This is a genomic window from Streptomyces sp. SID13031, assembly GCF_010548305.1.
In the GTDB taxonomy this organism is placed as follows: Bacteria; Actinomycetota; Actinomycetes; order Propionibacteriales; family Kribbellaceae; genus Kribbella.
Map to the genome: position 1 here is coordinate 132,522 of NZ_JAAGLV010000021.1, position 22,241 is coordinate 154,762.

The 22,241-nt window shown below is 68.0% G+C and carries 28 protein-coding genes and 1 riboswitch; of the genes, 18 read left to right on the plus strand and 10 right to left on the minus strand.

The annotated features are described in order from the left end of the window. Window positions 1-29 precede the first annotated feature (29 nt). Window positions 30-917: a LysR family transcriptional regulator ArgP gene (locus G3I17_RS33175; RefSeq protein ID WP_164602050.1), complete on the plus strand. Its 888-nt coding sequence runs from the start codon at window positions 30-32 to the stop codon at window positions 915-917. Here the strand turns inward: G3I17_RS33175 and G3I17_RS33180 are convergent. Next, complete coding sequence (locus G3I17_RS33180) at window positions 868-2,127, minus strand: FAD-dependent monooxygenase (protein ID WP_164602051.1); 1,260 nt, start codon at window positions 2,125-2,127, stop codon at window positions 868-870. The genes G3I17_RS33175 and G3I17_RS33180 overlap by 50 nt on opposite strands. A gap of 103 nt (window positions 2,128-2,230) precedes the next feature. On the opposite strand from G3I17_RS33180, the gene G3I17_RS33185 reads away from it, so the two are divergent. Together G3I17_RS33185 and G3I17_RS33190 are read left to right on the plus strand one after the other, a co-directional pair. Next, complete coding sequence (locus G3I17_RS33185; protein ID WP_164602053.1) at window positions 2,231-2,815, plus strand: TetR/AcrR family transcriptional regulator; 585 nt, start codon at window positions 2,231-2,233, stop codon at window positions 2,813-2,815. A gap of 1 nt (window position 2,816) precedes the next feature. Further along, window positions 2,817-3,017, plus strand: coding sequence for a hypothetical protein (locus tag G3I17_RS33190; RefSeq protein WP_164602055.1), 201 nt, complete (start codon window positions 2,817-2,819; stop codon window positions 3,015-3,017). Here the strand turns inward: G3I17_RS33190 and G3I17_RS33195 are convergent. Next, complete coding sequence (locus tag G3I17_RS33195; RefSeq protein WP_164602057.1) at window positions 2,983-3,876, minus strand: hypothetical protein; 894 nt, start codon at window positions 3,874-3,876, stop codon at window positions 2,983-2,985. The genes G3I17_RS33190 and G3I17_RS33195 overlap by 35 nt on opposite strands. Window positions 3,877-3,923: 47 nt before the next feature. On the opposite strand from G3I17_RS33195, the gene G3I17_RS33200 reads away from it, so the two are divergent. Further along, the gene (locus tag G3I17_RS33200; protein ID WP_164602059.1) at window positions 3,924-4,322 is read left to right on the plus strand and encodes a VOC family protein; all 399 of its coding nucleotides are present in this window, start codon (window positions 3,924-3,926) and stop codon (window positions 4,320-4,322) included. On the opposite strand, the gene G3I17_RS33205 is transcribed toward G3I17_RS33200, so the two are convergent. Then, entirely contained in the window at window positions 4,319-4,816 is a 498-nt protein-coding gene (locus tag G3I17_RS33205; RefSeq protein WP_164602061.1) for a GNAT family N-acetyltransferase, read from the minus strand. The genes G3I17_RS33200 and G3I17_RS33205 overlap by 4 nt on opposite strands. 21 nt (window positions 4,817-4,837) lie before the next feature. On the opposite strand from G3I17_RS33205, the gene G3I17_RS33210 reads away from it, so the two are divergent. Continuing rightward, complete coding sequence (locus G3I17_RS33210; protein WP_164602063.1) at window positions 4,838-5,974, plus strand: ionic transporter y4hA; 1,137 nt, start codon at window positions 4,838-4,840, stop codon at window positions 5,972-5,974. Here G3I17_RS33210 and G3I17_RS33215 read toward each other — a convergent pair. Both G3I17_RS33215 and G3I17_RS33220 read right to left on the minus strand, forming a co-directional pair. Continuing rightward, window positions 5,964-7,400: an ankyrin repeat domain-containing protein gene (locus G3I17_RS33215; protein WP_164602065.1), complete on the minus strand. Its 1,437-nt coding sequence runs from the start codon at window positions 7,398-7,400 to the stop codon at window positions 5,964-5,966. The two genes, G3I17_RS33210 and G3I17_RS33215, sit on opposite strands and share 11 nt — an antisense overlap. A gap of 144 nt (window positions 7,401-7,544) precedes the next feature. Next, window positions 7,545-7,910 (minus strand): nuclear transport factor 2 family protein, encoded by a 366-nt coding sequence (locus G3I17_RS33220; RefSeq protein ID WP_164602067.1) that lies wholly within the window; start codon window positions 7,908-7,910, stop codon window positions 7,545-7,547. 49 nt (window positions 7,911-7,959) lie between these two features. On the opposite strand from G3I17_RS33220, the gene G3I17_RS33225 reads away from it, so the two are divergent. The 4 genes from G3I17_RS33225 (at window position 7,960) to G3I17_RS33240 (ending at window position 10,601) form a co-directional block, all read left to right on the plus strand. Continuing rightward, on the plus strand, window positions 7,960-8,994 hold the full coding sequence (locus G3I17_RS33225) for an amidohydrolase family protein (protein ID WP_164602069.1): 1,035 nt from the start codon (window positions 7,960-7,962) through the stop codon (window positions 8,992-8,994). A gap of 97 nt (window positions 8,995-9,091) precedes the next feature. After that, entirely contained in the window at window positions 9,092-9,541 is a 450-nt protein-coding gene (locus tag G3I17_RS33230) for a hypothetical protein (protein WP_164602138.1), read from the plus strand. Between the two features lie 6 nt (window positions 9,542-9,547). Next, window positions 9,548-9,958 carry a DCC1-like thiol-disulfide oxidoreductase family protein gene (locus G3I17_RS33235; protein WP_164602071.1) on the plus strand — a complete coding sequence of 137 codons (411 nt, stop codon included), beginning with the start codon at window positions 9,548-9,550 and terminating at the stop codon, window positions 9,956-9,958. Further along, window positions 9,930-10,601: a TetR family transcriptional regulator gene (locus tag G3I17_RS33240; RefSeq protein WP_164602073.1), complete on the plus strand. Its 672-nt coding sequence runs from the start codon at window positions 9,930-9,932 to the stop codon at window positions 10,599-10,601. Before G3I17_RS33235 ends, G3I17_RS33240 begins: the two co-directional genes overlap by 29 nt. A 3-nt stretch (window positions 10,602-10,604) precedes the next feature. Here G3I17_RS33240 and G3I17_RS33245 read toward each other — a convergent pair whose 3' ends face one another. Beyond that, on the minus strand, window positions 10,605-11,123 hold the full coding sequence (locus G3I17_RS33245; RefSeq protein ID WP_164602075.1) for a DinB family protein: 519 nt from the start codon (window positions 11,121-11,123) through the stop codon (window positions 10,605-10,607). Window positions 11,124-11,314: 191 nt separating this feature from the next. Here G3I17_RS33245 and G3I17_RS33250 point away from each other — a divergent pair, with 191 nt between their 5' ends. Then, complete coding sequence (locus G3I17_RS33250; RefSeq protein ID WP_203591102.1) at window positions 11,315-13,117, plus strand: DEAD/DEAH box helicase; 1,803 nt, start codon at window positions 11,315-11,317, stop codon at window positions 13,115-13,117. Window positions 13,118-13,266: 149 nt separating this feature from the next. Further along, the gene (locus G3I17_RS33255) at window positions 13,267-13,635 is read left to right on the plus strand and encodes a DUF1304 domain-containing protein (RefSeq protein WP_164602077.1); all 369 of its coding nucleotides are present in this window, start codon (window positions 13,267-13,269) and stop codon (window positions 13,633-13,635) included. A 216-nt stretch (window positions 13,636-13,851) separates the two neighbouring features. On the opposite strand, the gene G3I17_RS33260 is transcribed toward G3I17_RS33255, so the two are convergent. Then, a complete protein-coding gene (locus G3I17_RS33260) occupies window positions 13,852-14,493 on the minus strand; it encodes a LysE family translocator (protein ID WP_164602079.1) in 642 nt (213 codons plus the stop codon). A gap of 117 nt (window positions 14,494-14,610) precedes the next feature. Continuing rightward, window positions 14,611-14,738, plus strand: a riboswitch (cobalamin riboswitch). 33 nt (window positions 14,739-14,771) lie between these two features. Between G3I17_RS33260 and G3I17_RS33265 the strand changes: the two genes are divergently transcribed. The 6 genes from G3I17_RS33265 to G3I17_RS33290 all read left to right on the plus strand — a co-directional run bounded on the left by G3I17_RS33265 (window position 14,772) and on the right by G3I17_RS33290 (window position 18,736). Beyond that, entirely contained in the window at window positions 14,772-14,975 is a 204-nt protein-coding gene (locus tag G3I17_RS33265) for a CbtB domain-containing protein (RefSeq protein ID WP_164602081.1), read from the plus strand. Window positions 14,976-15,015: 40 nt separating this feature from the next. Beyond that, on the plus strand, window positions 15,016-15,786 hold the full coding sequence (locus tag G3I17_RS33270) for a CbtA family protein (RefSeq protein WP_164602084.1): 771 nt from the start codon (window positions 15,016-15,018) through the stop codon (window positions 15,784-15,786). Next, complete coding sequence (locus tag G3I17_RS33275; RefSeq protein ID WP_164602086.1) at window positions 15,783-16,409, plus strand: histidine phosphatase family protein; 627 nt, start codon at window positions 15,783-15,785, stop codon at window positions 16,407-16,409. Before G3I17_RS33270 ends, G3I17_RS33275 begins: the two co-directional genes overlap by 4 nt. A gap of 90 nt (window positions 16,410-16,499) precedes the next feature. Further along, window positions 16,500-17,615, plus strand: a complete 1,116-nt coding sequence (locus tag G3I17_RS33280) for an alpha/beta hydrolase (protein ID WP_164602088.1) — start codon at window positions 16,500-16,502, stop codon at window positions 17,613-17,615. Further along, on the plus strand, window positions 17,612-17,983 hold the full coding sequence (locus G3I17_RS33285) for a hypothetical protein (protein WP_164602090.1): 372 nt from the start codon (window positions 17,612-17,614) through the stop codon (window positions 17,981-17,983). The genes G3I17_RS33280 and G3I17_RS33285 overlap by 4 nt, the downstream gene beginning before the upstream one ends. A gap of 177 nt (window positions 17,984-18,160) precedes the next feature. Beyond that, window positions 18,161-18,736 carry a dihydrofolate reductase family protein gene (locus G3I17_RS33290; RefSeq protein ID WP_164602092.1) on the plus strand — a complete coding sequence of 192 codons (576 nt, stop codon included), beginning with the start codon at window positions 18,161-18,163 and terminating at the stop codon, window positions 18,734-18,736. Window positions 18,737-18,746: 10 nt separating this feature from the next. Here the strand turns inward: G3I17_RS33290 and G3I17_RS33295 are convergent, their stop codons facing one another. After that, entirely contained in the window at window positions 18,747-19,124 is a 378-nt protein-coding gene (locus G3I17_RS33295) for a VOC family protein (RefSeq protein ID WP_164602094.1), read from the minus strand. A gap of 144 nt (window positions 19,125-19,268) precedes the next feature. On the opposite strand from G3I17_RS33295, the gene rox reads away from it, so the two are divergent. Then, the gene (gene rox, locus G3I17_RS33300; RefSeq protein WP_164602096.1) at window positions 19,269-20,699 is read left to right on the plus strand and encodes a rifampin monooxygenase; all 1,431 of its coding nucleotides are present in this window, start codon (window positions 19,269-19,271) and stop codon (window positions 20,697-20,699) included. On the opposite strand, the gene G3I17_RS33305 is transcribed toward rox, so the two are convergent. Both G3I17_RS33305 and G3I17_RS33310 read right to left on the minus strand, forming a co-directional pair. After that, the gene (locus G3I17_RS33305; protein ID WP_203591103.1) at window positions 20,700-20,801 is read right to left on the minus strand and encodes a VOC family protein; all 102 of its coding nucleotides are present in this window, start codon (window positions 20,799-20,801) and stop codon (window positions 20,700-20,702) included. Between the two features lie 17 nt (window positions 20,802-20,818). Then, the gene (locus tag G3I17_RS33310; RefSeq protein WP_343238501.1) at window positions 20,819-21,553 is read right to left on the minus strand and encodes an SDR family oxidoreductase; all 735 of its coding nucleotides are present in this window, start codon (window positions 21,551-21,553) and stop codon (window positions 20,819-20,821) included. Between the last annotated feature and the right edge of the window lie 688 nt (window positions 21,554-22,241).

Here is a 22,241-nt window from a genome sequence, read left to right on the forward strand (position 1 = left end):
GTACCATTAGCAAACCTTAAGGCCGACAAATGCAGCTCGACTCAGCCCAGCTGGACACCTTCGCGGCCGTGATCGACGAAGGCAGCTTCGACGCCGCCGCGCGCAAGTTGCAGATCACGCCGTCGGCCGTCAGCCAGCGGATCAAAGCGATGGAGAGCCGCCTTGGCCACGTGCTGGTGCAGCGGACCAAACCAGCCCGCACCACCGAGGCAGGCGAGCCCGTACTACGGCTAGCGCGCCAGGTCTCTCTCCTCGAGGTCGAAGCGATCGCCGCCGTCAAGGGAAAGCTGGAGGGCCTCCGCCTCCCCATCGCGGTGAACGCCGACTCGCTGAACAACTGGTTCCTCCCGGTGCTCTTCGCCGTGCCGCCCGAGTTGGTCACCGCGTTCGACCTGCGCCAGGAAGACCAGGACCACTCGGCCGAGCTGCTGCGCAACGGCACCGTACTGGCCGCGGTGACCGGCGATCCCAAGCCGGTGCAGGGCTGTCGGGTCCAGGCACTCGGCAAGATGCGCTACCTGTCGGTCGCGACGCCGGAGTTCGCCGGCCGCTGGCTGACCGGGCGGCCGTTGCCGGAGGCGCTCGAAACGGCGCCGATGATCGTCTTCAACGCCAAGGACATGCTGCAGCACCGGCTACTCCGCAAGGTCACCCGTCGGCGGCTCGACCCGCCGACCCACACGATCCCCGCGCCGGGGCCGTTCGTCCGGGCGATCCGGCTCGGCCTCGGCTGGGGGATGATCGAGGAGGAGATGGTGGAGGAGGAGCTTGCCGACGGCCGCCTGGTGGAGGTTGCCAAAGGCAAATATGTCGACGTGCCGCTGTACTGGCAGCACTGGAAACTCGACTCCGCCGTGCTGGACGCTCTCACCGCCGCGGTGCTCCAGGCTGCCGAAGCCGGTCTCCGGACCCGCTGACCCCGACTCCGTCCCTGACTCCGACCTTGGCTTCGGCTTCGTAGTCCGGCAGGTCGATCGCGTTGCCGACCTTGAGCGGCAGCTCGTCGATCAGCTTGCGCCAGGGCAGGTACGGCATGAACTTGAAGGTCAGGTTCCGCAGCATCAGGAACGCCTTGCTGCCTGGGACGAACCACTGCGCCCCGTCCTTGCCCTGCTTCTGGCAGGCCTCGACGAAACCACGCATCCGGTCGTCGTACGCCGCGAAGGCGCGCAGGTGATCGCCGTCAGCGGCCAGCAGTTCGCCGGCCAAGACGTACGCGCCCACGACGGCGAGGCTGGTGCCCATCCCGGACAGCGGTGATGCGCAGTAGCCCGCGTCGCCGGCCAGCGCGACTCGGCCGACCGAGTAGTTCGGCATCTTGATCTGGCTGACCGCGTCGAAGTACCAGTCCGGTGAGGTCTCGATGCCGGACAGCAGCCGCGGCACCTCCCAGCCGACTCCGGCGAAGGCGTTGCTCAGAAGCCTCTGCTGCGCTGCGATGTCATTCCGGTCGTAGGTCAGCGGCTTCGATGCGAAGTAGAAGAGCGCCTTGGCCGCGTTGTTCCCCGCGCTGTAGGTGCCGGCCGTCTTGCCGGGCACATTGACGAATCTGGCGGTGTGGTCCAGCCCCAGGTGGTTCTCCACGGTGAAGACTGAGTTGTAGTAGCCGAGGTCATGGAGGTACTTCGACTCGTCCCCGAAGGCGAGCCGGCGCACGTTCGAGTGCAGCCCATCGGCGCCGATCACCAGGTCGAACCGACGGGATCCGCCGCGCTCGAAGGTCACGTCGACGCCGGTGCCGTCCTGCGTCAGCGCCGCGATCGAGTCGTCGAAGAGGTACTCGACCTTCGCTCTCGTCGCGTCGTACAGGATCTCGACCAGGTCGCCGCGAAGCACTTCGAGTTCGCCGCTGAGCACCTTGGACGTCATCACGGCGACCGGCTTACCGGACTCCTTCACGTACGTCATCTCGCCCATCCCGGTGGTCCTGGCCTGGACCTGCGCCAGCAGACCCATCCGGTCGAGCACCTTCAGTGAGGCGCCGCGGAAGTCCACCGCGTAGCCGCCGGGCCGGGGCTCCGGCGCCCGCTCCACCACGGTCGGGCGGTAGCCGTAGCGCTCCAGCCAGAAGGCCAGCGCGGGTCCGGCGACGCTCGCACCCGAGATCAGCACGGTCGTGTTCGTCATTTTCTGCTCCTTGAGGTCCGGGGAGGGGGTGATGAGACGACTGTACGATGGTCTTAGACGCACGTGCAAGACATCTGTATCAGACGTCGGCTAGGATCGGGCCATGGGAAACCGCGAAGCCCTGATCGAGGGCGCCAAGAGCTGCCTGATGGAGAAGGGCTACAGCCGGACCACCGCGCGCGACATCGCGACGGCGGCCGGGGTGAGCCTGGCCGCGATCGGCTACCACTTCGGCTCCAAGGAAGCCTTGATGAATGAGGCGATGCGGCAGGCGCTGGACAGCTGGGGTGCGGACGTCGCCAAGGCGATGAGCGCCGACCAGTCCACGGAGGGTGATGTCCGGGAGCGGTTCGCGGCGACCTGGAGCCAGGCGGTCAAGACGTTGGAGTCGCCGGCGACCCGCGCGCTGTGGGTCACGCAGTACGAGGTACTGAGCCTGGGTGCTCACATCCCCGAGCTGCTCGAGGCGTTGTCGAAGCTGCAGGGCGAGGCGCGCGAGGGGTTGGCGCAGCTGTTCGGCTCGGCGGACGAGAGCACCGACCAGGAGACGGTCCAGCAGCTCGGCGGCTTCTACCAGGCGCTGATGCTCGGCGTGATCGCGCTCTGGCTGTTCGATCCTGAGAAGGCGCCCAAAGGCGATGACCTGGCCAAGGCCATCCAGCTGGTGGCAACCCAGCTAGGCTCGTGAGATGAAGAAAGCGCTACCGGCCGCCTTGGGGCTGCTGCTGACCGTCCTCGGTGTCGTCTGGGCGGGGCAAGGCCTCGGTTATATCGGCGGCAGCTCGATGAGCGGCAAGAGCCTGTGGGCGATCGTCGGACCGATCGTGGCCGCGATCGGCGTCTCCCTGCTCTACGTCACTTTCCGGGGTCCGCAGAAGCGGCAGAGGTAGGCAGGTCGGCGGCGTCCCAGCGCATCGCCATCGGGTTGTCGGCCGGGACCGCGCCAGACGCCATGATGGCGCCGCTGATCGGCCGGAGCAGCCGGTCGAGCTCCGCGGCGTTCTCGTCGCCGAAGGCTGACCAGCCCACCTCGGCGAGCCGGTCCGTCGTGTCCTCGACCGACTGCCGCAGCGCATGACCGGCCTCAGTCAGTACGCCGTCCGCCGTGAGCAGCCCGCGTTCCCGGAGGTCCTCCGACGCGGCCGCCCACTCCTCGTCGCTCCAGCGCCTGTTGAGCTGGAACACCTCCTTGGACGGGCCGCCCGCCGCGGAAATGGTGATGCACGCCTGGCACGGGGACAGCCCCGCGCCGACCAGGGCACTCACGTGTCCGTCCCCACGAGACTCTCTGAGGATGGTGGTGGCCTGCCACAACACCAGATGCGGCTCGTCGGGCCACTCGAGAGCTGCGTTGGCCGCTGCGAGGGGCCGGCCGGCAGTCGGCGCCAGTTCGGCTGCTTGGCGCGCCAGTTCGGCGGCACGGCGTACCGGCGTACCGGGGTCGGGGAAGCGGCGTACTGCGCTGTCGACCGCCTCCAGGCGAGTGGTCAGGAGCTGCGAAGGCGTGGCGAAGTTCCACGCGTCGGGGATGGCTCGGGCGACCATCGACGGGTGGAAGTTGTAGAAGACCGCCGTCACGAGCTCCGGGCCGACAGCGCCCAGCGGAGCGGCCCGGCAGGCGAAGTAGCTCATCCAGCCGCCGCGTAGCCCGAGTGCGTCGGTGGCCTTCCTGGTGTCGGGCGCGAAGTACGTGATCGCGTGGTAGGGCTCCAGGACTTTCCACAGGCGACGGGCGCGCGACTCGGTCATGCCCTCGATCAAAGCAGATCGAACCTCGGCGATGAGAGGCTTCCGCCATGAGTATCCGGGTGCAGTGTGTGATCTACGACGCGATCGATCCAGCCGCGCAGGCGAGGTTCTGGGCCGAGGTGCTCGGCTGGCGGATCACCCACGAGGTCGAGAAGGAGTCGGTGCTCGAGCCGCCGCTGGGGAGTCGCGAGGACGGCATCGTGCCCGATATCTTGTTCGTCCGGGTACCGGCCGACGAGACCAAGTCGCGCAAGAACCGCGTGCACATGGACCTGCGCCCCGACGACCAGCAGGCGGAGCTGGCCCGGGTCGAGAAGCTCGGCGCCAAGCGCGCCTCGGTCGGCCAGGACGAGTCCGTCTCCTGGATCGTGATGGAAGACCCCGAAGGCAACGAGTTCTGCGTCCTGCGGGCCTTCACCCCGGAGGAACTCGCCACTCTGAGCTAAAGGTGCCGATGCATTATGTGCAGCCCGACGTACCCCTGCGTCGGGCTGAGGAACGCCTCGGGCACCGTGCCGATGATGGCGAAGCCGAGCGACTGCCAGAGCTTGACCGCACCCGTGTTGGACTCGACCACCGCGTTGAACTGGATCGAGCGGAACCCGGTACGGTCCGCCCAGTCGATCATGTCCTGGCAGAGCGCGCGGCCGACGCCCTGGCCGCGCGCCGCGGCGTCGACCATGAAGCTCGCGCTGGCGACGTGCGCGCCCGGGCCGGGGCGGTTCGGGTACATGTTGGCGCTGGCCAGAACCTTGCCCTCGGCATCGACCGCGACCGTCGTCCGGGCCAGCGGTGACGAGGACGCTGACATCCAGATCGCCCGCGCCTGCTCGAAGGTGAGCTCGGGGTCGTACGTGTAGGTCTCTTGTGTGGTGATGATCTCGCGGAAGAACGGCCAGATCGTGTCCCAATCCTCCGCGACGGCCTCTCTGATGTCCATGAACCGATAGAATCACAGGGGATGACCAACACAGCCGTTCATGGGTTGCCGCGCTGGAGTCTGGCCGTGCCCCCGCTCGCTCTCGTCGTCCTTGCGCTGTCCTGGGGTCGCAAGCCCGGTGTGGTGCTGCTGATTCTCATCTGCGCCGGCCTCGGTGCCGCGGTGATCGCCGCCGTCCATCACGCCGAGGTCGTGGCGCACCGCGTCGGGGAACCGTTCGGCACGCTGATCCTCGCGCTCGCGGTGACCGTGATCGAGGTCGCGCTGATCGTGACGCTGATGGCGTCCGGCGGCGACAAGACCGCCTCGCTCGCCCGCGACACGGTGTTCGCCGCGGTGATGATCACCTGCAACGGCATCCTCGGCCTCGCGCTCGTCGTCGGCTCGTTGCGGCACAAGACGCAGGAGTTCCGGGTGCACGCGTCCACCAGCGCACTCGCTGTGATGACCGCGCTCGTCACGCTCAGCCTGGTCCTGCCGACCTTCACGACCAGTACTCCCGGCGCCACCTTCAGCACGGCGCAGCTCGCCTTCGCAGGCGTCGCTTCGCTGGTGATGTACGGGGTCTTCGTCTTCGTCCAGACCATCCGCCACCGCGACTACTTCCTCCCCAATGCCGATCCGGTGGTCGATCCCACGGCCAGATCGGCCCGCGACGCCGAGGCCGACGGCGAGGACGAGGTCCACGCGGCGGCGCCCAGCAGCAAGGTCGCGCTGCTGAGCCTCGCCCTGCTGTTCGGTTGCCTGATCGCGGTGGTCGGCCTGGCGAAGACGGTCTCGCCGAAACTGGAGTCCGCGGTCGAGTCGGCCGGCGCACCGCTTGCCGTCGTGGGCGTCGTCATCGCGCTACTCGTGCTGCTGCCGGAGACGGTTGCCGCAGTACGGGCCGCACTGCGGAACCGTCTTCAGACCAGCCTCAACCTCGCACTCGGCTCGGCCTTGGCCAGCATCGGACTGACGATCCCGGCGATCGCCATCGCGTCGATCTGGCTCGACGGGCCACTCGTTCTCGGGCTGGGCGGCAAGGAGATGGTGCTGTTCGCGCTGACCGTGGTGGTCAGCATGCTCACCCTGGCGACGGGCCGGGCCACCTTGCTGCAGGGTGCCGTCCACCTGATGATCTTCAGCTCCTTCCTGTTCCTGGCCGTCAGTCCTTGAGGTTGTCCAAGTAGTCGACGACCTCTTGCTGGTGGTTGTGCTCGGCCCACCCGCGCGGCGTGCTTTGGTAGGCGGGCTCCACCAGCGTCGGATCGGCGCCGAGCGCGATCAGCTTCTTGACCGTGTCCAGGTGGCCCGAGAAGGCCGCTTGGTGCAGCGGCGTGATCCGGCCGGGCATGAAGAGGTCGAAGCCCAAGTCCCTCAACGGCTCCAGGGCTTCGGTACGACCCAGCTCGGCTGCCTTGAGCGGGATGTGCGGATTCCGCCGTACTGCGCGCGCCGCCAGCTCTGCATCCACATGGACTGACTCGCCCCGGAAAGCGGCGGCGTACAGCTCGTGGATCTCGTCGAGCGGTGCCGCGCCGGCTGCGAGCAGGAGCGTCGCGACCTCGTCGTACCCCTGCGTGGCCGCCAACTCGTAGGCCCGATGCCCAACGAATATTGGGTGTTCCGTACCTCGCCTGTCCGGGTCGACGCCTTGGGCAAGCATCAACTCGACCCGATGCAGCAGCCCTCGGGAGGAAGCGAAAACCAACTCGTCCTCCAGCAACTGCTTCGGGGTCGGGTGCGCGGTCGTCAGCCGCTGATGCCAGGGGCCGCCATCGCCCTTGCCCAGACCGAATTCGAGCAGCAGCTCCAAGTGATCGTCGTCGTACGGCGGTGCGCAACCGGGCCCGCAGTTGTACATCGTCTGGCTGTCGTTCGCATCGGCGCCGGCTTCGAGTAGCAACCGGGCCAGCTCCAGCCGACTCTGATGCGGCGGCTGGTCGCCTTCGCCCCGCCCGAAGGCGCCGGTCAGCGCCGTGAAGGGCGACGGCAGGCCGTCCCACAGGAACCCGGCGTTGGGGTCTGCGCCATTGGTGAGCAGTAACCGAGCGATCTCCAATGGCGCGTCGATCGGGAGCCGTGAATAACTCAAGTACAGAAGGGGTTCCCATCGAAACGGGCCACCTTCGCGCCGAGCTAGGGTACGGTCCTTCGTCAGCGATGCCCGGACAGCCTCGACCTCACCCGCGACCACCTGCGTATAGATGTTGCTCAGAGCAATCTCTGGATACTCCGCCAGCAACCGGGCAGCCGCGTCCTGACGAGCCGGATCGTCCTGCCCGTAGTGCAAGATGGCGAGCCGGAGGAACTCGTCGCTGCGTTGACCAGGAGTGTCCAGCGGTCCGCTGGTCGGTTGCTCATGCGGAGAACGGCTGTAGCGGTCGACCAGTTCGAGATGATGGACGAGACGCGGCCAGCTACCGAAGCCATAGCTGCGGGCGATTACCACCTGCGCATCGGCGAGAGTGCTCACCGGATGGAATTCGGCTGCCAGCGCGACGGCTTCGGGATCTTTCGCGCGGACCTGCTTGAGCAGGGTCTTGGCCTGGTTCTTCAGGTGCTCCAGGCGCGGGGAGTTCGGCAGATTACGGGTCGGCATGGCGACCTCCTCTCAAAAGCCTGCTGTCCGCGTCGTCAGGCGAGAAAGGAGGTGGGCACAAGAAACTCAACCTCGAGATCAGGTGGGCTGAGCCCTTCCCGCGGACCGGTGGCACCCTGAGCGCCTCGTCCCGATCGTAGGCCACTACGTCCTTTCCATCCACCACTCGGTGAATTCGTGCGCGCGGCCGTTCTTGTCCAGGCGGATCACCCACAGGTTGCTGTACTCGCCCGGCGGGTCGGTCTGGTACGTCGTCCAGCCGCGGACGAAGCCGACGCCGTCGCCGAACCCGAGCACCTGGTACTCGAACAGCGTCTCGCCCGGCGCGTCCGCGACCTCCAGCCAGGCGTTCACGATCGCTTCCCGGCCCAGGACGGGCTCCTCGTCGGGCCGCCGGTAGAAGGCGGCGTCCTCGGTCCACAGCGCGGCGATGTGCTCGGGATCGTTCGACTCCCAGGCTCGCCGGTACGCCTGCACCCAGGCGTCCAGATGCTTCTCCTTGAGCGCCATGGCGAGCATTCTGCCGCGTGATGAACTGATCGGCGGGGAGGATCGGGGTATGGCGACTTGGGTGTTCGACGGGATCGGCCTGCCGGCCGGGGAGCAGGTCCATCTCGAAGCCGGAACGGGTGACCGGGAGCCGTTGCCGGGGCGGTTCGTACTGCCCGGGCTGGTCGACTCGCACTGCCACCTGACCTTCGGCGTCGGCGAGTGCGGCCCCGTCCTGCTGGGTGAGGACGACGCCCGCACGATGCTCGACAACCTCGCGCAGGCCGGCGTCGGCGCGCTGCGGGATGTCGGCGGGAACCGGTCCGTCACGCTGAAACTGGCCGCCAGTCCCGAGGACGGCCGGCCGGTCGTGCTCGCCGCCGGGCGCTTCGTCGCGCCGGAGAACAAGTACTTCCCGGGGATGTACGAGCCGGTACCAGCCGAGGAGCTCGTGGCCGCTGTCGAGGCCGAGCTGGACGACGGCGCCACCTGGATCAAGCTGGTCGGCGACTTCCCCGCCGTCGGGCCGGATGGGCCGATCCGGGGCAGCGCGGTGACCCCGAACTACGAGATCGGCGCAGTGACCGAGATGGTCGCCGCGGTCCACGCGCGGGGCGCACGAGTCGCCGCGCATACCCAGAGCCCGCTGGTCAGCGACCTGGTCCGGGCCGGTATCGACTCCGTCGAGCACGGCGACGACATCACCGCCGGGGACCTCGAAGTACTGGGTGCCCGCGGCGGAGCGTGGACTCCAACCCTCTCGGCCGCCATGTTCGGCTCCGAGAACGACACCCCGGAGCGAAGCGCGCGCCGGCGAGCACGGTCCGAGAAGGCGGCGGCGATGCTGCGGCTGGCCCACGGGTACGGCGTCCGCGTGCTGGCCGGCTCGGATGTCGTCGGCACGGTCGCGGGCGAGGTCGAGCAGCTCGTCCGGCACGGCCTCACCGTGACCGCGGCACTCGAAGCAGCGAGCACGTCGGCGCGGGAGTACCTCGGCCTCACTGGCGAGGGGGATCTGGTCACCTACGAAGCAGACCCGCGGGAGCATCCCGAAGTACTGGCCACTCCCGCTGCCGTCGTGCTGCGGGGCCATCGCATCCGCTGAGACCCAGCTCACCTTGCCCGCTTCTTGAACATGTTCAAAAGGCGGGCCTACTCTCGTCGTGTCAGAGAATTGAACGTGTTCGAAAAGTGAGGACGTGGTGAGAATGACGGTGGTCACCTACCTGATCTACCTGCTGATCTCGGTACCGCTGACGATCTGGGTGGCGCGCACGCTGAGCCGCAACGGGCGGATCTTCCTGGTCGACGTGTTCCACGGCAACGACGACTTCGCCGACGCGGTGAACAGGCTGCTGGTGGTCGGCTTCTACCTGGTCAACCTCGGTTTCGTGACGCTGTTCCTGCGGACCGGCAGCACCGTGATCGACGCCCGCGGGGTGATCGAGCAGCTCAGCGTGAAGGTCGGCATCGTGATGGTCGTGCTCGGTGTCCTGCACCTGTCGAACGTCTGGATCTTCAACGCGATCCGCCGCCGCAGCCGGCTGGAGGAGATGACCACGCCGCCGGTCCCGCCGAACGACTTCGTCGGCACCGGCCCTTTCCAGCCCCCGCTGACCGGCACGCAGCAGCCGATGCCGCAGGGCTACTGACGGACCATGCAAGAGCTGGTGGTGTTGTACGACGCGCAGTGCGGGCTCTGCCGTCGCTTCAAGGAGTGGCTGGCGGGGCAGCGGTTGGCGCCGAACATGGTGCGGCTCGGATTCGTCGCGGCGGGGTCGACGGAAGCCAGGCAGCGCTACCCGGGGCTGGACCACGCGGCCACACTGCGCGAGGTGACTGTGGTCGCCGACGACGGAGCGGTATACGTCGGCGATCGGGCGTGGATCGTGTGCCTCTGGGCGACACTGGAGCACAGGGCTACCGCAGTACGGCTGGCGAGTCCTGCGATGCGGCCAGTGGCTCGGGCGATGGTCCAGGCGGCGGCAGGGCTGCGGAGCAGGAACCGGGAGAGGGACGGGGGTGGTTACGCTGACGGATGTGACGGACAGTGCGACCGCCAAGGGTGAGCAGACGCGTGAGCTGATCCTGTCGACAGCCCTGCGGTTGTTCCGCGAGCAGGGCTACGGCAAGACGACCATGCGGGCGATCGCCGCCGAGGCGGGCGTCTCGGTCGGCAACGCGTACTACTACTACAGTTCCAAAGAGCACCTGATGCAGGCGTACTACGACCACCTGCAGGACCAGCATCGCGAAGCGGTCCAGCCGATCCTGGCCGGCGACAAGTCGTTCACCAAGCGGCTCACCGGCGTACTGCGGACCTGGCTGGAGGTGTCCGAGCCGTACCACGAGTTCGCCGGCACGTTCTTCAAGACGGCGGCCGAGCCGAAGAGCCCGCTGTCGCCGTTCAGCGAGCAGTCCCAACCGGCCCGGGAGTCGAGTATCGAGGTCTTCCGTCAGGTGGTGGAAGGCTCGGACCTGAAGCTCCCGGCCGACCTGCGCGCGGAGCTGCCCGAGCTGCTCTGGCTGATGCAGATGGGCGTCGTGCTGTTCTGGGTGCACGACGACAGCGAGGGCCTGCGCCGTACCAACATGCTGATCACGAGCACGGTGCCGCTCGTGGACAAGCTGCTCCGGCTGACCCGCATCCCCGGAGTCAAGGGTGTCGTGAACGACCTGGTCGGCGTTATCCGCTCGATCAAGGGCGTGTGAGGACTACTCGCCGGTGAGGCCGTCGATGCTCTGGCGGAACAGGTCGGCGTGACCGTTGTGGCGGGCGTTCTCCTGGATCAGGTGGAAGTAGAGCGAGCGCACGGAGTGCTCGGTGCCGACCCGTGGCCGGACGAAGGTGTGGTCGAGGTCGTAGCCGGCCAGGATCTCGTCGGAGAGCTTGGCCGTCTCGCGGAAGTCGGCCAGGTCCTCGTCGACATGGGCCGGGTCGACCAGGTCGAAGTCGCCGTCGGGATACTCCTGGCTCCACGTCTTCAGCAGGTCGAACGAGCGGCCGTCCAGGCAGAGCTGGACCCAGTACCGCTCGACCTCGGTCGCGTGCCGGACCAGCCCGATCAGGCTCATCGTGGACGGCTCGATCCTGCGCTCGGTGAGCTGCTCGCCGGTCAGGCCGGCGGTCTTCCACAGCAAGGTCCCGCGGTGGAAGTCGAGATAACTCTGCAGGAGCTCTCGCTCACTGCCCACGGTCGGCGGACTGACTCGGAACTCCTCAGCGGCGGTCACCCGCCGAAAGATACCCAGTTCAGGTAACTCTCTGCCAGTGGTCGCCGAGTGCCGTACACTGATTGTGACGGCCCGCCCAGTTCTGCCTCGGGCCGCTTAAGTGCACACGCTGCGCTAGCAGTCGACCACCACGCGCCGCGGCCCACTGGCTGCGCCGGGCAGGACGACCCCCCGATCTTTTGGAGTACTTCATGGCGGCACGCCGCCCCAGCACCACCACGCCCATTTCCACCTCCACCGGTGCTTCGCGACCGGCCCGCGCCCAGGGTGAGGCCCCGGCGCGTCCCCGCCGCCGTCGCCGTACCGGTGCCGATGGCAACAATCCCGGTACCGGCAACGCCCGGCAGGTCTCCGGTACCACCGGTGCCCGCCAGCTCGCCGAGAGCAAGCCGGCCGCGTACGCCGAGGTCGCGCCGACGATCGTCGACGAGAGCCTGACCTTCTCCGACCTCGGCGTTCCCGCCGGTCTGGTCAAGGCGCTCGCCGCCGCCGGCATCCTCAAGCCGTTCCCGATCCAGGCGGCCACGCTGCCGGACTCGCTGGCCGGCAAGGACGTGCTCGGCCGTGGCCGGACCGGTTCCGGCAAGACCTACGCGTTCGTCCTGCCGTTGCTGGCCCGGCTCACGACGAGCACCAGCAAGCGCCGGCCGAACCACCCGCGCGCGCTGATCCTGGCGCCGACGCGTGAGCTCGCGACCCAGATCCAGGCCTCGATCACGCCGTTGACCGACGCGCTCGACCTGCGCACGATGACCATCTTCGGTGGCGTCGGCGCGGGCCCGCAGATCACTCAGCTGCGCCGCGGCGTCGACATCGTGATCGCCTGCCCGGGCCGGCTCGAGGACCACGTCAAGACCGGGCACGCCAAGCTCGACCAGATCGAGATCACCGTGCTCGACGAGGCCGACCACATGGCCGACCTCGGCTTCCTGCCCGCCGTCCGGCGGATCCTGGAGGCGACCCCGGCGAACACCCAGCGGCTGCTCTTCTCGGCCACCCTGGACGCCGGTGTCGACATCCTGGTCAAGCGGTTCATGAAGTCGCCGGTCACGCACAGCGTCGACTCGGCGCAGTCGCCGGTCACGAAGATGACCCACCACGTGCTGCACGTCCAGTCCGACAGCCGGTTGCCGGTGCTCGTCGACCTGACCGCGGCCCCCGGTCGTACGCTCGTCTTCACCAGGACGAAGTACGGCGCGAAGTCGCTCACCAAGAAGCTCATCGCGCTGGGTGTCCCGGCCGTCGAGCTGCACGGCAACCTGTCCCAGGGTGCCCGCACGCGGAACCTGGAGGCCTTCTCCGACGGTTCGGCGAAGACGCTGGTCGCGACCGACATCGCCGCGCGCGGTATCCACGTCGACGACATCACGCTGGTCATCCACGCGGACCCGCCGATCGAGCACAAGGCGTACCTGCACCGTTCCGGCCGTACTGCGCGCGCCGGCGCCGAGGGCACGGTCGTCACGCTGATGACCGATGACCAGGTCCGCGACGTCCGCGACCTGACCCGCAAGGCCGGTATCGCCGCAACCGTCACCAAGCTTCGCGTCGGCGACCCGCTGCTCGAGAAGCTGGCTCCGGGTGAGCGCATCTTCGTGACCCCGACCATCAAGGTCGTCTCCGACGACGAGTCGGTACGCCGTACCGGTGGTGGCGGCGGTCGTGGACGTGGCGCACGTCGCGGTGCGGGCTCAGCACGGGGCACTGGCTCCGCGCAGGGTTCGGGCGGCGGCGCTTCGCGAGGCCCTCGCTCCGCAGGCGGTGGCGCCGGCGCCGGCCGTGGTGCAAGTGGCGGCGGCCGGGGCGCAGGCTCCGGTGGACAGGGCGGCGGACGGGCGGCTGGCGCAGGCCAGGCGACCAAGACCCGGTCCCAGGGACGCGGCAGCGGCTCGGCTGCTCCGAAGACCTACAGCACCACCACCCCCGGCGCGAGCAGCCGCCCAGCAGGCGCTGCAGCGTTCTCCGCGGGCGCCGGCGGCCGTCGCGGTCGCTAGCAAGAGCTAGATAGTCGGTAGAGCCCGGTCAGGCATAGCTTGACCGGGCTGCGGCCTCGGTTGATCCGCGCCTTCGGCCCCGAAATCGCGACCCGATTGTTCGTCGACAATCCGGCTCGCGCCTTCGGTACTCGCGGTACCGTTCGCAGGTGAACACGATCGCGCAGATCTTCGTCGCCCTCGCCGGTGTCTTCCACCTCGCCGTCTTCGCCATGGAGAGCCTGCTCTTCATGAAGCCGAGCACCTACAAGCGGTTCCTGATCCCGAACGAGGCCGAGGCAACGATTTCCAAGCCCTGGGCCTTCAACCAGGGCTTCTACAACCTGTTCCTCGCGCTCGGCGCCATCGGTGGACTCATCGCCGGCGGCGACAAAGGCCACGCGATCTCGCTGTTCGCCTGCGCCTGCATGGCCGGTGCGGGCATCGTGCTGATCGCCTCCGACCGCCGGATGGCGCGCTCGGCCGCCCTGCAGGCGGTTCCGCCGATCCTCGCGCTGGTGCTCGCCGCCGTCCTCTGATCCTGCTGTCGCTTGACCTCAAGCGCACTTGAAGCCGAGCGATTGACTTCAAGCGCACTTGAGGTCCGAGGCTGCTCGGCCTGACGACAACCGCCGACCACCCCCGCACCGCCACCACACACCAACCTCCCGCAGCGCCCGTCGCGCGGCCGCTGCTGAGCGTGGCCGGCCTCGGTTCGGCCGGCTTTGTGTGTGGTGGGGCACCGGGAGTCTTGGTCAGTCCTTGGCGCCGGTAACCGCGATGCTCGCGCCGAGGCCGATGATCATCAGGCCGCCGGTGCCGCCGACGAGCTCGAGCCGGCGTGGTGAGCGGGCGAACCAGTTCCTCGCCGTGCCGGCCACGAGCGCCCAGAGGCCATCGGAGCACACCGCCATCAGCAGGAAGACCGCGCCGAGGAGCAGGATCTGCAGGGTCGCCGAGCCGCCCGCGCTCTTGTCGACGAACTGCGGCAGCACGGCCGCGAAGAACACCGCCGTCTTGGCATTGGTCACGCCGACCATGAAGCCCTGCCGAAGCGCCCGGCGAGCGCTCCCCGGCTTCACTCCGCTGCTCAGCGCCTCGGCCAGCGACTTGCGTGTGCGGAACGCGTGCACGCCGAGATAGATCAGGTACGCCGCTCCGGCGAGCTTCACGATCGTGAGCGCGATCGCGCTGGCGGCGATCAGCGCGCCGAGCCCGAGGGAGACGGCGAGCAGCATCACCGCGGCGCCGGCGGTATTGCCGAGCATGGTCAGGACGGCTTCCCGGCGACCGACGGCCAGCGCGCGGCCGACGATGAACAGCAGGCTCGGTCCGGGGATGACGATGATGATGAACGCGGTGATCGCGAAGGCGACCAGGTGATGAGCGGACGGCATCTCCTCAGCGTAGGTCAGCTGCTCGTCCCGCGCCTGAGGGTTTCGCAGGGTGGGCGGCGGCGGGAGTACGGGTGATCTTTCCCACCCGGGCGTGGTCAGCGCGTTGACCCCGGTGGAAGCGGGCGACTACCTTTCGAGGGACAACCTGCGGTGTCATGAGGGAAACCGGTGCAAAACCGGTACGGCCGCGCCACTGTGAACGAGCTTGCTCGTGAGTCAGGACGCTCGGGCACCAGCAGCCTTTCGAGAGGGACGCGCACTTCCCTTGGAGGTCTCCGATGTCGGTATCCACGCCTGCCAGCTCAGCCGCAGTCCCGGCGATCTCGCCCCGGCTGCTCGCGATCGCCCTCGTCACCGTCGTCCTGGCGCTGATGCTGGCCTACCTGGTCGGCTTCGACCAGGGCGCGCTGTCCCAGTCCGGCATGTACCTGCACGAGCTGATGCACGACGGTCGTCACCTGCTCGGCGTCCCCTGCCACTGAGTCCTGCCGTAGCACCACCCCTCTGAACGACAGGACTGCCATGCGTACCTTCGGATCCCTCCTGGTGCGCGGACTGATCGTCGGTCTCTTCGCCGGCCTACTGGCCGGAACTTTCGCGTACGTGATGGGCGAACCGCACATCGACTCCGCGATCGCGATCGAAGAGGCCAACGCCGCCGCACACAGCCACGACGACGCCGCTGCCGGCGAACACAGCCACGAGGCGGAGGAGAAGCCCCTCGTCAGCCGCGACGGCCAGCGAGCCGGGCTGTTCCTCGCCACCTCCCTGTACGGCGTGGCGCTGGGCGGCATCTTCGCCGTCGGCTTCACCCTGCTTCGCCGTCGTCTGCGTACCTCCAGCGACTCGTACGCCGCCCTCGGGCTGGCCGCCGCCGGGTACATCGGGATCGTGCTGGTGCCGTACCTCAAGTACCCGCCGAACCCGCCTGCGGTCGGTGATCCCGAGACGATCACCAAACGGACGATCACCTACCTGCTGACGCTCGTGATCGGCCTGCTCGCGATCTGGGCCGGCGTCGCCGCGTCGCGCTGGTCGGCCCGGTTCGGCACGGCGCCGTGGATCAAGCTCGCCGTCGGCGGAGCGGCCTTCCTGGTCACAGTGGTCGCCGCGTACCTGCTGCTGCCCGCGATCAACGAGGTTCCGGAGACGTTCCCCGCTACGCTGCTCTGGAAGTTCCGGCTGGCCTCGCTGGGCACCCAGACCACGCTCTGGCTGCTCCTCGGGCTCGGCTACGCGGCGGCGATCGACCGTCGTACGGCGAAGGTCGACTCTGAGGTGGTTGCCGCTTGACGTCCCTGACGCTGGTCGCGCACGCGCTGACCCCTGCCCTGCGCGGACTCGTCCTCGGCGGTGACGCGTCGCCGGACCCCTCGGGGGTCGAGGCGGCCCGCGAGCTGAAGATCGTCGCCGACGAGGTGTACTCCGGGCCGGAGATCGCCGCGCTGCGTACCGCTGACGCGCTCGGGCTGTCCCCCGTCGTGGTGCCCGCGCTGCGCGATCGGGACTACGGCGACTGGACCGGGCGCGAGCTCGAGGAGCTGCTCGAAGCGTCCCCCGGAACGGTGGCGACCTGGCTCGAGCGACCGCACACCGCCCCGCCCGGTGGCGAGTCGGAGAACGACGTGATCACGCGGGTCGCCGACTGGCTCGGCGATCTCACCCAGTCGGGCCCGAGTTCTGGCTCGTTGGGCGGCTCTGACTCTGGCCCTGGCTCCGGCTCTGTCGATGGCGGCGGGCGGGGCCAGGCGGATCGGCGTACGGTCGCGGCGGTTGTGCATCCGGCGGTGGTCCGGGCGGCGGTGCTCTACGTGCTCGACGCGCCGGCGGAGTCGTTGCGCCACGTCGACGTACGGCCGCTCTCCGTGGTGCGGCTGTCCGCCCACGCGGGCAGCTGGTCGCTGACCTTCGGCTGAGCTGCCTCTTCCCGTCAGGGGTTGCCGGGTGCCACACTGCCGGGAGCCCGGTGTGAGGCCTGGGTGACAGCGCGCTGACGGGGAGTCGCGATGCCAGAAGAGCTCGAGACACGGTTCCACGCGAACCACCTGCTGCTGGTCGCTGCGCGCGACCGGTTGCAGGCGGCGACCGATGCCGGGATCGCGAGCAAGCAGGACCGTACCCGGCTGGACACCGTCAAGGATCTGCTCACGCCTGTCTCTTCGGCCGAGGTGGATGCTTCAGGCAACGTCATCGCGGTGCAGCGGAACCGCCGGTTCTGGTCGGTCGATCCGGAGGGCCAGGGGCGGGCGGTCGAGGTGCTGGGTGATCTCGGGTCGGCGCAGAATGTCGCCCTGCTGGTGCCGGGGATGGGCAACTCGCTGGAGACGTTCGGTGGTCAGGCGGACCGTGGCGAGGCGATCCGGCATGAGGCCGGTCCTGGTACCGCGGTAATCGTCTGGCTGGACTACGACTCGCCGCAGGGGATCCCCGCGGCGATGAGCAAGGCGCCGGCTCTCGATGCCGCGCCTCGACTGGCTGCCTTCGTCGACGAGCTGGACGCGGTGAAGTTGCCGGAGGCAAAGGTCACGCTGGTCGGCCACAGCTACGGGTCCGAGGTTGTCGGCCAGGCCTTGCTGAACGGCGCGCACGCGGACCGGGTCGTCCTCTCCGGCAGCCCCGGAATCGACAAACACGTCGACCAGGCAACGGATTTAGTTGCCTCACCCACCCGTCTGTACGTCGAACGTGCACCGGGCGACTACGTGTCCTACACCCAGTGGCATGGTCCTGACCCGGCCGACTTCCCGGACGCGATCCGGATGGCGACGAACGATCCGTTCGCCGGTGATGAGGCGATCTCGGTGCACTGGCACAACGAGTACTACCGCACGAACAGCGAGTCGCTGCGCAACGTCGGCCGGGTGGTCCGCGGGGATCTGGCGCACATCACCCGGACCTCGACCACCCCTTCGCAGGAAACGAAGCTTGCCTGGGGCCCGGGTCTGCGCGCGCTGTCGGGCGCGGCCGCGAAGGTGTACGGCGGGGTGGCGGCCGTCACCAAGCCATCTCGCGAAACCGCCCGCCACGCTGCCGCCGAGGGCGCGCGCCCAGCCCCAGGGGACGGCTCCCGGATCCCGCCGAGGCCGGCGGGACCGAGACATTCGAGAGGACCGCAGCGATGACAGACGCCCGGGAGTTCTTGCGCGAGGAGCTGCTCGCGGTGGCAGCGATCGTCGTACCAGCCCAGCGCCCCGTAGTAACCCACGACCCAGGCCCGGTGAACCCAGGCGCCCTCTTCGACGGCCGAGCCCCCGCAACCGTCTCCAGCGTCACCGTGGAAACCGGCAACCCCTCATCGGTGGACCCCGCCTGGGCGGTCGCCGCCGCATCCGCAGCCCTCCAAGCCCGGGGCTGGACCACCGAGATCGCCCCCGAAGAAGCCGGCCACTACACAGTGATTGCCCACCACAACGGCTTCGACGTAACAGTCCACGCCTGGACCACAGACTGGCGAATCACCTTCACCGGCCAAACCCCCTCCACGGCGTAACCGCTCGTTACGACGACTTTGTGCACCGGCTGAGCGTTCTACCGGCGAGTAGGTGACTGAGCGGTGCACAAAGTGGAGCTCTGACAGGGGCTGGGTGTCGGATCGGGGGTGGGCGTTCGTGGTGGGGGTGAGAGTGGGTGCCCGGGAGGGGCGCCTGCCGTGACTTAGGAGGGCATCATGAGCGCGACCTACACCTTTGACATCTTCTCCAGCCTCGATGGTTACGCCAACCACACCGGCGACTGGGGCGGCTACTGGGGCAAGCAGGGCCCCGAGTTCCTCGACCGTCGCCTCGCCCAGTACGCCCAGGAGCAGCGGATGGTCTTCGGTGCCGCCGCCTACCGGGACAACGTGGAGATGGCGACGGCGTTCCCCGAGGCGTTCGAGGCGCCCGACTCCTGGATCACCCAGTTGAGGAACCTGCCGGCCACGGTGGTGTCGACCACACTCGAAGGCCCCCTCGACTGGCCGGACGCGACCCTCGAGAGCGGCGACGCCGTCGAGGTCGTCGCCCGCCTCAAGAAGGAGTCCGACGTACCACTGCGCTCCCACGGCAGCCTGGCCCTGAACCGGGCGCTGCTGGCGGCCGGCCTGGTCGACCGCATCCAGCTCACCATCTTCCCCGTGATCACCGGTCAAACCGGGGCAAACCCGGTCTTCCAAGGCGCCGACCTCGACCTGGAACTACTGGAGAGCCACACCCTCGACGGCAACACCCAAGAACTCACCTACCGCCCCACCCTGCACGGCTAGGCGTTCCGGGTCAGCTGGTTGCGGCTCTTTCGGCGGCGCTTCGGAGTACGCAGAATTCGTTGCCTTCGGGGTCGTGCATGACGACCCAGCCGGTGCCGTCGGGTTCGCGGCGGTCGTTGGTGATGGTGGCGCCGAGGGTGAGGAGCCAGTCGACCTCGGTGTCGCGGGGGCCGTCTGGCTGGAGGTCGAGGTGGAGGCGGTTCTTGACTGCCTTCTCGTCGTTGTTCTGCTCGAAGAGGAGCTTCACCTCGGGCGTGTTCACCGCGGCGTACGGGTCGCCGGGCTCGTCGTCCGCGGGGCGCTCGGCGCGCAGTACCTGCAGCCAGAAGCCGGCCAGTTCATAGGGATCACGGGCGTCGAAGGTCACCGTTCGCACAACTGAAGTCATGGCAAAAAAATAGCGGCAAGAGAGTTCATTCTCTCTTGCCTCATCTAATTTATAGCGCAGGGGTGGGCTTGCCGCAAGCCCCGATTCTTGCGGAGAATCACTCGCCGTAGCCAGAAACCTGTAGGGAATCGGGGGATTGTTTTGATGATTGACGTGATCATCGCCGGTGGTGGACCGACCGGCATGATGCTGGCCGCCGAGCTGCGGCTGCACGGGGTACAGGTGGTCGTGCTGGAGCGGTTGCTGGAGCCGAGCCCCATCGTCCGCTCGCTCGGAATGCACGCGCGCACGGTGGAGGTGATGGACCAACGCGGTCTGCTGGAGCGGTTCCTCGCGCTCGGTACGAAGTACCCGGTCGGCGGCTTCTTCGCCGGCATCCGCAAGCCGGCACCTGAGCGACTGGACACCGCCCACCCGTACACCCTCGGCATCCTGCAGCCGGTCACCGACCGGGTGCTGACCGAGTACGCCGTCAAGGTCGGCACCGACATCCGGATCGGCTCCGAACTGGTCGGGCTGAGCCAGGACGACGACGGCGTGACGGTCGAGCTGGCCGACGGCACCGAGCTCCGCTCGCGCTATCTCGTGGGCTGCGACGGCGGCCGCAGTACGGTGCGGAAGCTGCTCGGGGTCGCCTTCCCCGGCCAGCCGCCCACCAGAGAGGCGCTGCTGGCGGAGCTGAAGCTGACCGCACCGCAGGAGACCATCACCGAGGTGATGACCGAGGTCCGCAAGACCCAGCTGTGGTTCGGCGCGGGGCCGGTCGGGGACGGGATGTTCCGCGTCGTCGTACCGGCCGATGGCGTGTCGGAGAACCCCCGGATCCCACCGACCATCGAGGAGATCAAGAAGCAGTTGGTCGCCACTGCCGGCACTGACTTCGGGGCGCATTCCCCGAGCTGGACGTCGCGCTTCAGCGACGCCACGCGGCTCGTGGAGCAGTACAGGACCGGCAGGGTGTTGCTGGCCGGCGACGCGGCGCACGTCCATCCCCCGATCGGCGGGCAGGGGCTCAACCTCGGGATCCAGGACGCGTTCAACCTCGGCTGGAAACTGGCCGCCGCGGTCAACGGCTGGGCGCCGGAAGGGCTGCTCGACAGTTACCACGCCGAGCGGCACCCGGTCGCCGCCAGCGTCCTGGACAACACCCAGGCCCAAGGGGTTCTCATGTCCACCGAACCGGGCGCGCAGGCGGTCCGCCGCCTGGTGACAGATCTGATGGACTTCGACGAGGTGAACCGCTACCTGACCCAGATGATCATGTCGGTCGACATCCGGTACGACTTCGGCGACGGCCCCGACCTGCTTGGCCGCCGCCTGAAAGACGTACCCCTGAAACAGGGCCACCTGTACGGCCTGATGCACGCCGGCCGCGGCCTACTCCTCGACCAGACCGGCAAACTCTCCGTCGAGGGCTGGGCAGATCGGGTCGACCATGTCGTCGACGTCAGCGAAGATCTGGCCGCCCCTGCAGCCCTGCTCCGCCCAGACGGCCACGTCACCTGGCTCGGCGAAGACCAGCAAGACCTGCAAATCCACCTGGCCAAGTGGTTCGGCGATGCAGCACAGCAGTAATCAGTGCTGCCAGCTCTTGTAGACGAGCGGCGCCAGGGCTCTTGTGTAGAAAGCGATCGAGCGATCGAGGTCGCTCACTGAGATGAAGACGTGGTCGAGCATGGTGGTTTCGCCGATCACTAGATGTTGAAGCCGCCCGTGACCTCGATGGACTGCGCATTGACCCAGCGATTCTCGTCGGAAAGCAGACTGGCGACGACGCTACCAACCTCAGCCGGCTCACCGACGCGACCGAGCGCCGTCTGCGAGGCCAGCAAAGCCTCGAACTCATCGGTCAGCCCACCACCGAGCTCGGTGCGAATCGCGCCAGGCGCAATCGAGTTGGCCCTGATCCGCCGCTCACCGAACTCCTTGGCCATATACCGCGTCAGCACCTCGAGCCCACCTTTGAAGCTGGCATAAGGCGCGACCCCGATGGTCGCCACCCGGCTCGTCGCGCTGACCATGTTGACGATCTGCCCGCCGTCCGCAATCAACGGCAGCAGCGCCTGAGTAAGAAAGAACGGCCCCTTGAGATGCACATTGAATAACCCGTCGAACTCCTCCTCGGTGACCGTGGCAATCGGGTTGTAAAGCCCGTACCCGGCGTTGTTCACCAAGTAGTCGAAGTCGACCCGACCCCACGTCGCCTTCAACTCCGTCCGAACGGTGTCAGCGAATGCCGCAAAGGAGGAGCTGTCCGACACATCCAACTTCAACGCCACCGCCGTACCGCCGCCCGCAACGATCTCCTTGACCACCCCTTCGGCGGAGCCCGGATTGCTGTTGTAGGTAAGGATGACGCCCATGCCACGCCCCGCACAGGCAACTGCAGTAGCAGCCCCAATACCTCGGCTGCCCCCAGTAACGATCACGATGCTCAAGTGAGTTCCTTCTCCCGGTGTTGTTGTCACCACCCAGTCAAGGTTCACCGAGCCACCCGCGGAAGGGTGACTCTTCCTGGGTGCCCCACACCCACGATCAACCTCTGATTGGATCCCGGTAAGACGGAATGGGCCCCACTGCAAGACACATACGGACCCGCAGACCGCGCTCACCGCACAGAAGCGGAATCGATTCCGCTTCTGTGCGCCGTATCCGGGATCAAGATGCATGTGACTCCCGTCCGGTGCCGATGCGTCGGATTGGGAGAGACACCAGCGCGCCAGATCGCGAAGCCCAGCAGGATCGCCGAGTATCTCGATAACGCCGTCGACCAACTCGATGCGAACCGTTCCACCTTCGACAGGCGCGACGACTCCGACATCTCGGCGATAACGCGGAACCGACAAGGAGATCTCATCCACGGCGCCACTATGGCTCGCCGGCTGCTCCCGAACGGTGTGCGCCGCTATGGCTGGTTCCGCGAGTCCACCCCTCAGACGGTGGGTTGCCCCCTCGGAATCCGGCGGGGCAACCCACACTCTGAGGGGTCGACCCCTCAGACGGGCCAGGCCACCGGCGGGAGTAGGCGGATCGGGATGGGTCGGCCGTGGGATGGGGGTCGAGGAAGGCACTCAGCCGGTATTAGGAGTGAGCGGCGGAGGCTGCGTGGGGATTTCT

Bases quoted from the DNA above. Each gene is read 5' to 3' on its own strand.
- G3I17_RS33175 (WP_164602050.1), top strand. From the start codon at position 30: ATGCAGCTCGACTCAGCCCAGCTGGACACCTTCGCGGCCGTGATCGAC.
- G3I17_RS33180 (WP_164602051.1), bottom strand. From the start codon at position 2,127: ATGACGAACACGACCGTGCTGATCTCGGGTGCGAGCGTCGCCGGACCC.
- G3I17_RS33185 (WP_164602053.1), top strand. From the start codon at position 2,231: ATGGGAAACCGCGAAGCCCTGATCGAGGGCGCCAAGAGCTGCCTGATG.
- G3I17_RS33190 (WP_164602055.1), top strand. From the start codon at position 2,817: ATGAAGAAAGCGCTACCGGCCGCCTTGGGGCTGCTGCTGACCGTCCTC.
- G3I17_RS33195 (WP_164602057.1), bottom strand. From the start codon at position 3,876: ATGACCGAGTCGCGCGCCCGTCGCCTGTGGAAAGTCCTGGAGCCCTAC.
- G3I17_RS33200 (WP_164602059.1), top strand. From the start codon at position 3,924: ATGAGTATCCGGGTGCAGTGTGTGATCTACGACGCGATCGATCCAGCC.
- G3I17_RS33205 (WP_164602061.1), bottom strand. From the start codon at position 4,816: ATGGACATCAGAGAGGCCGTCGCGGAGGATTGGGACACGATCTGGCCG.
- G3I17_RS33210 (WP_164602063.1), top strand. From the start codon at position 4,838: ATGACCAACACAGCCGTTCATGGGTTGCCGCGCTGGAGTCTGGCCGTG.
- G3I17_RS33215 (WP_164602065.1), bottom strand. From the start codon at position 7,400: ATGCCGACCCGTAATCTGCCGAACTCCCCGCGCCTGGAGCACCTGAAG.
- G3I17_RS33220 (WP_164602067.1), bottom strand. From the start codon at position 7,910: ATGGCGCTCAAGGAGAAGCATCTGGACGCCTGGGTGCAGGCGTACCGG.
- G3I17_RS33225 (WP_164602069.1), top strand. From the start codon at position 7,960: ATGGCGACTTGGGTGTTCGACGGGATCGGCCTGCCGGCCGGGGAGCAG.
- G3I17_RS33235 (WP_164602071.1), top strand. From the start codon at position 9,548: ATGCAAGAGCTGGTGGTGTTGTACGACGCGCAGTGCGGGCTCTGCCGT.
- G3I17_RS33250 (WP_203591102.1), top strand. From the start codon at position 11,315: ATGGCGGCACGCCGCCCCAGCACCACCACGCCCATTTCCACCTCCACC.
- G3I17_RS33260 (WP_164602079.1), bottom strand. From the start codon at position 14,493: ATGCCGTCCGCTCATCACCTGGTCGCCTTCGCGATCACCGCGTTCATC.
- G3I17_RS33265 (WP_164602081.1), top strand. From the start codon at position 14,772: ATGTCGGTATCCACGCCTGCCAGCTCAGCCGCAGTCCCGGCGATCTCG.
- G3I17_RS33270 (WP_164602084.1), top strand. From the start codon at position 15,016: ATGCGTACCTTCGGATCCCTCCTGGTGCGCGGACTGATCGTCGGTCTC.
- G3I17_RS33280 (WP_164602088.1), top strand. From the start codon at position 16,500: ATGCCAGAAGAGCTCGAGACACGGTTCCACGCGAACCACCTGCTGCTG.
- G3I17_RS33285 (WP_164602090.1), top strand. From the start codon at position 17,612: ATGACAGACGCCCGGGAGTTCTTGCGCGAGGAGCTGCTCGCGGTGGCA.
- G3I17_RS33290 (WP_164602092.1), top strand. From the start codon at position 18,161: ATGAGCGCGACCTACACCTTTGACATCTTCTCCAGCCTCGATGGTTAC.
- G3I17_RS33295 (WP_164602094.1), bottom strand. From the start codon at position 19,124: ATGACTTCAGTTGTGCGAACGGTGACCTTCGACGCCCGTGATCCCTAT.
- rox (WP_164602096.1), top strand. From the start codon at position 19,269: ATGATTGACGTGATCATCGCCGGTGGTGGACCGACCGGCATGATGCTG.
- G3I17_RS33305 (WP_203591103.1), bottom strand. From the start codon at position 20,801: ATGCTCGACCACGTCTTCATCTCAGTGAGCGACCTCGATCGCTCGATC.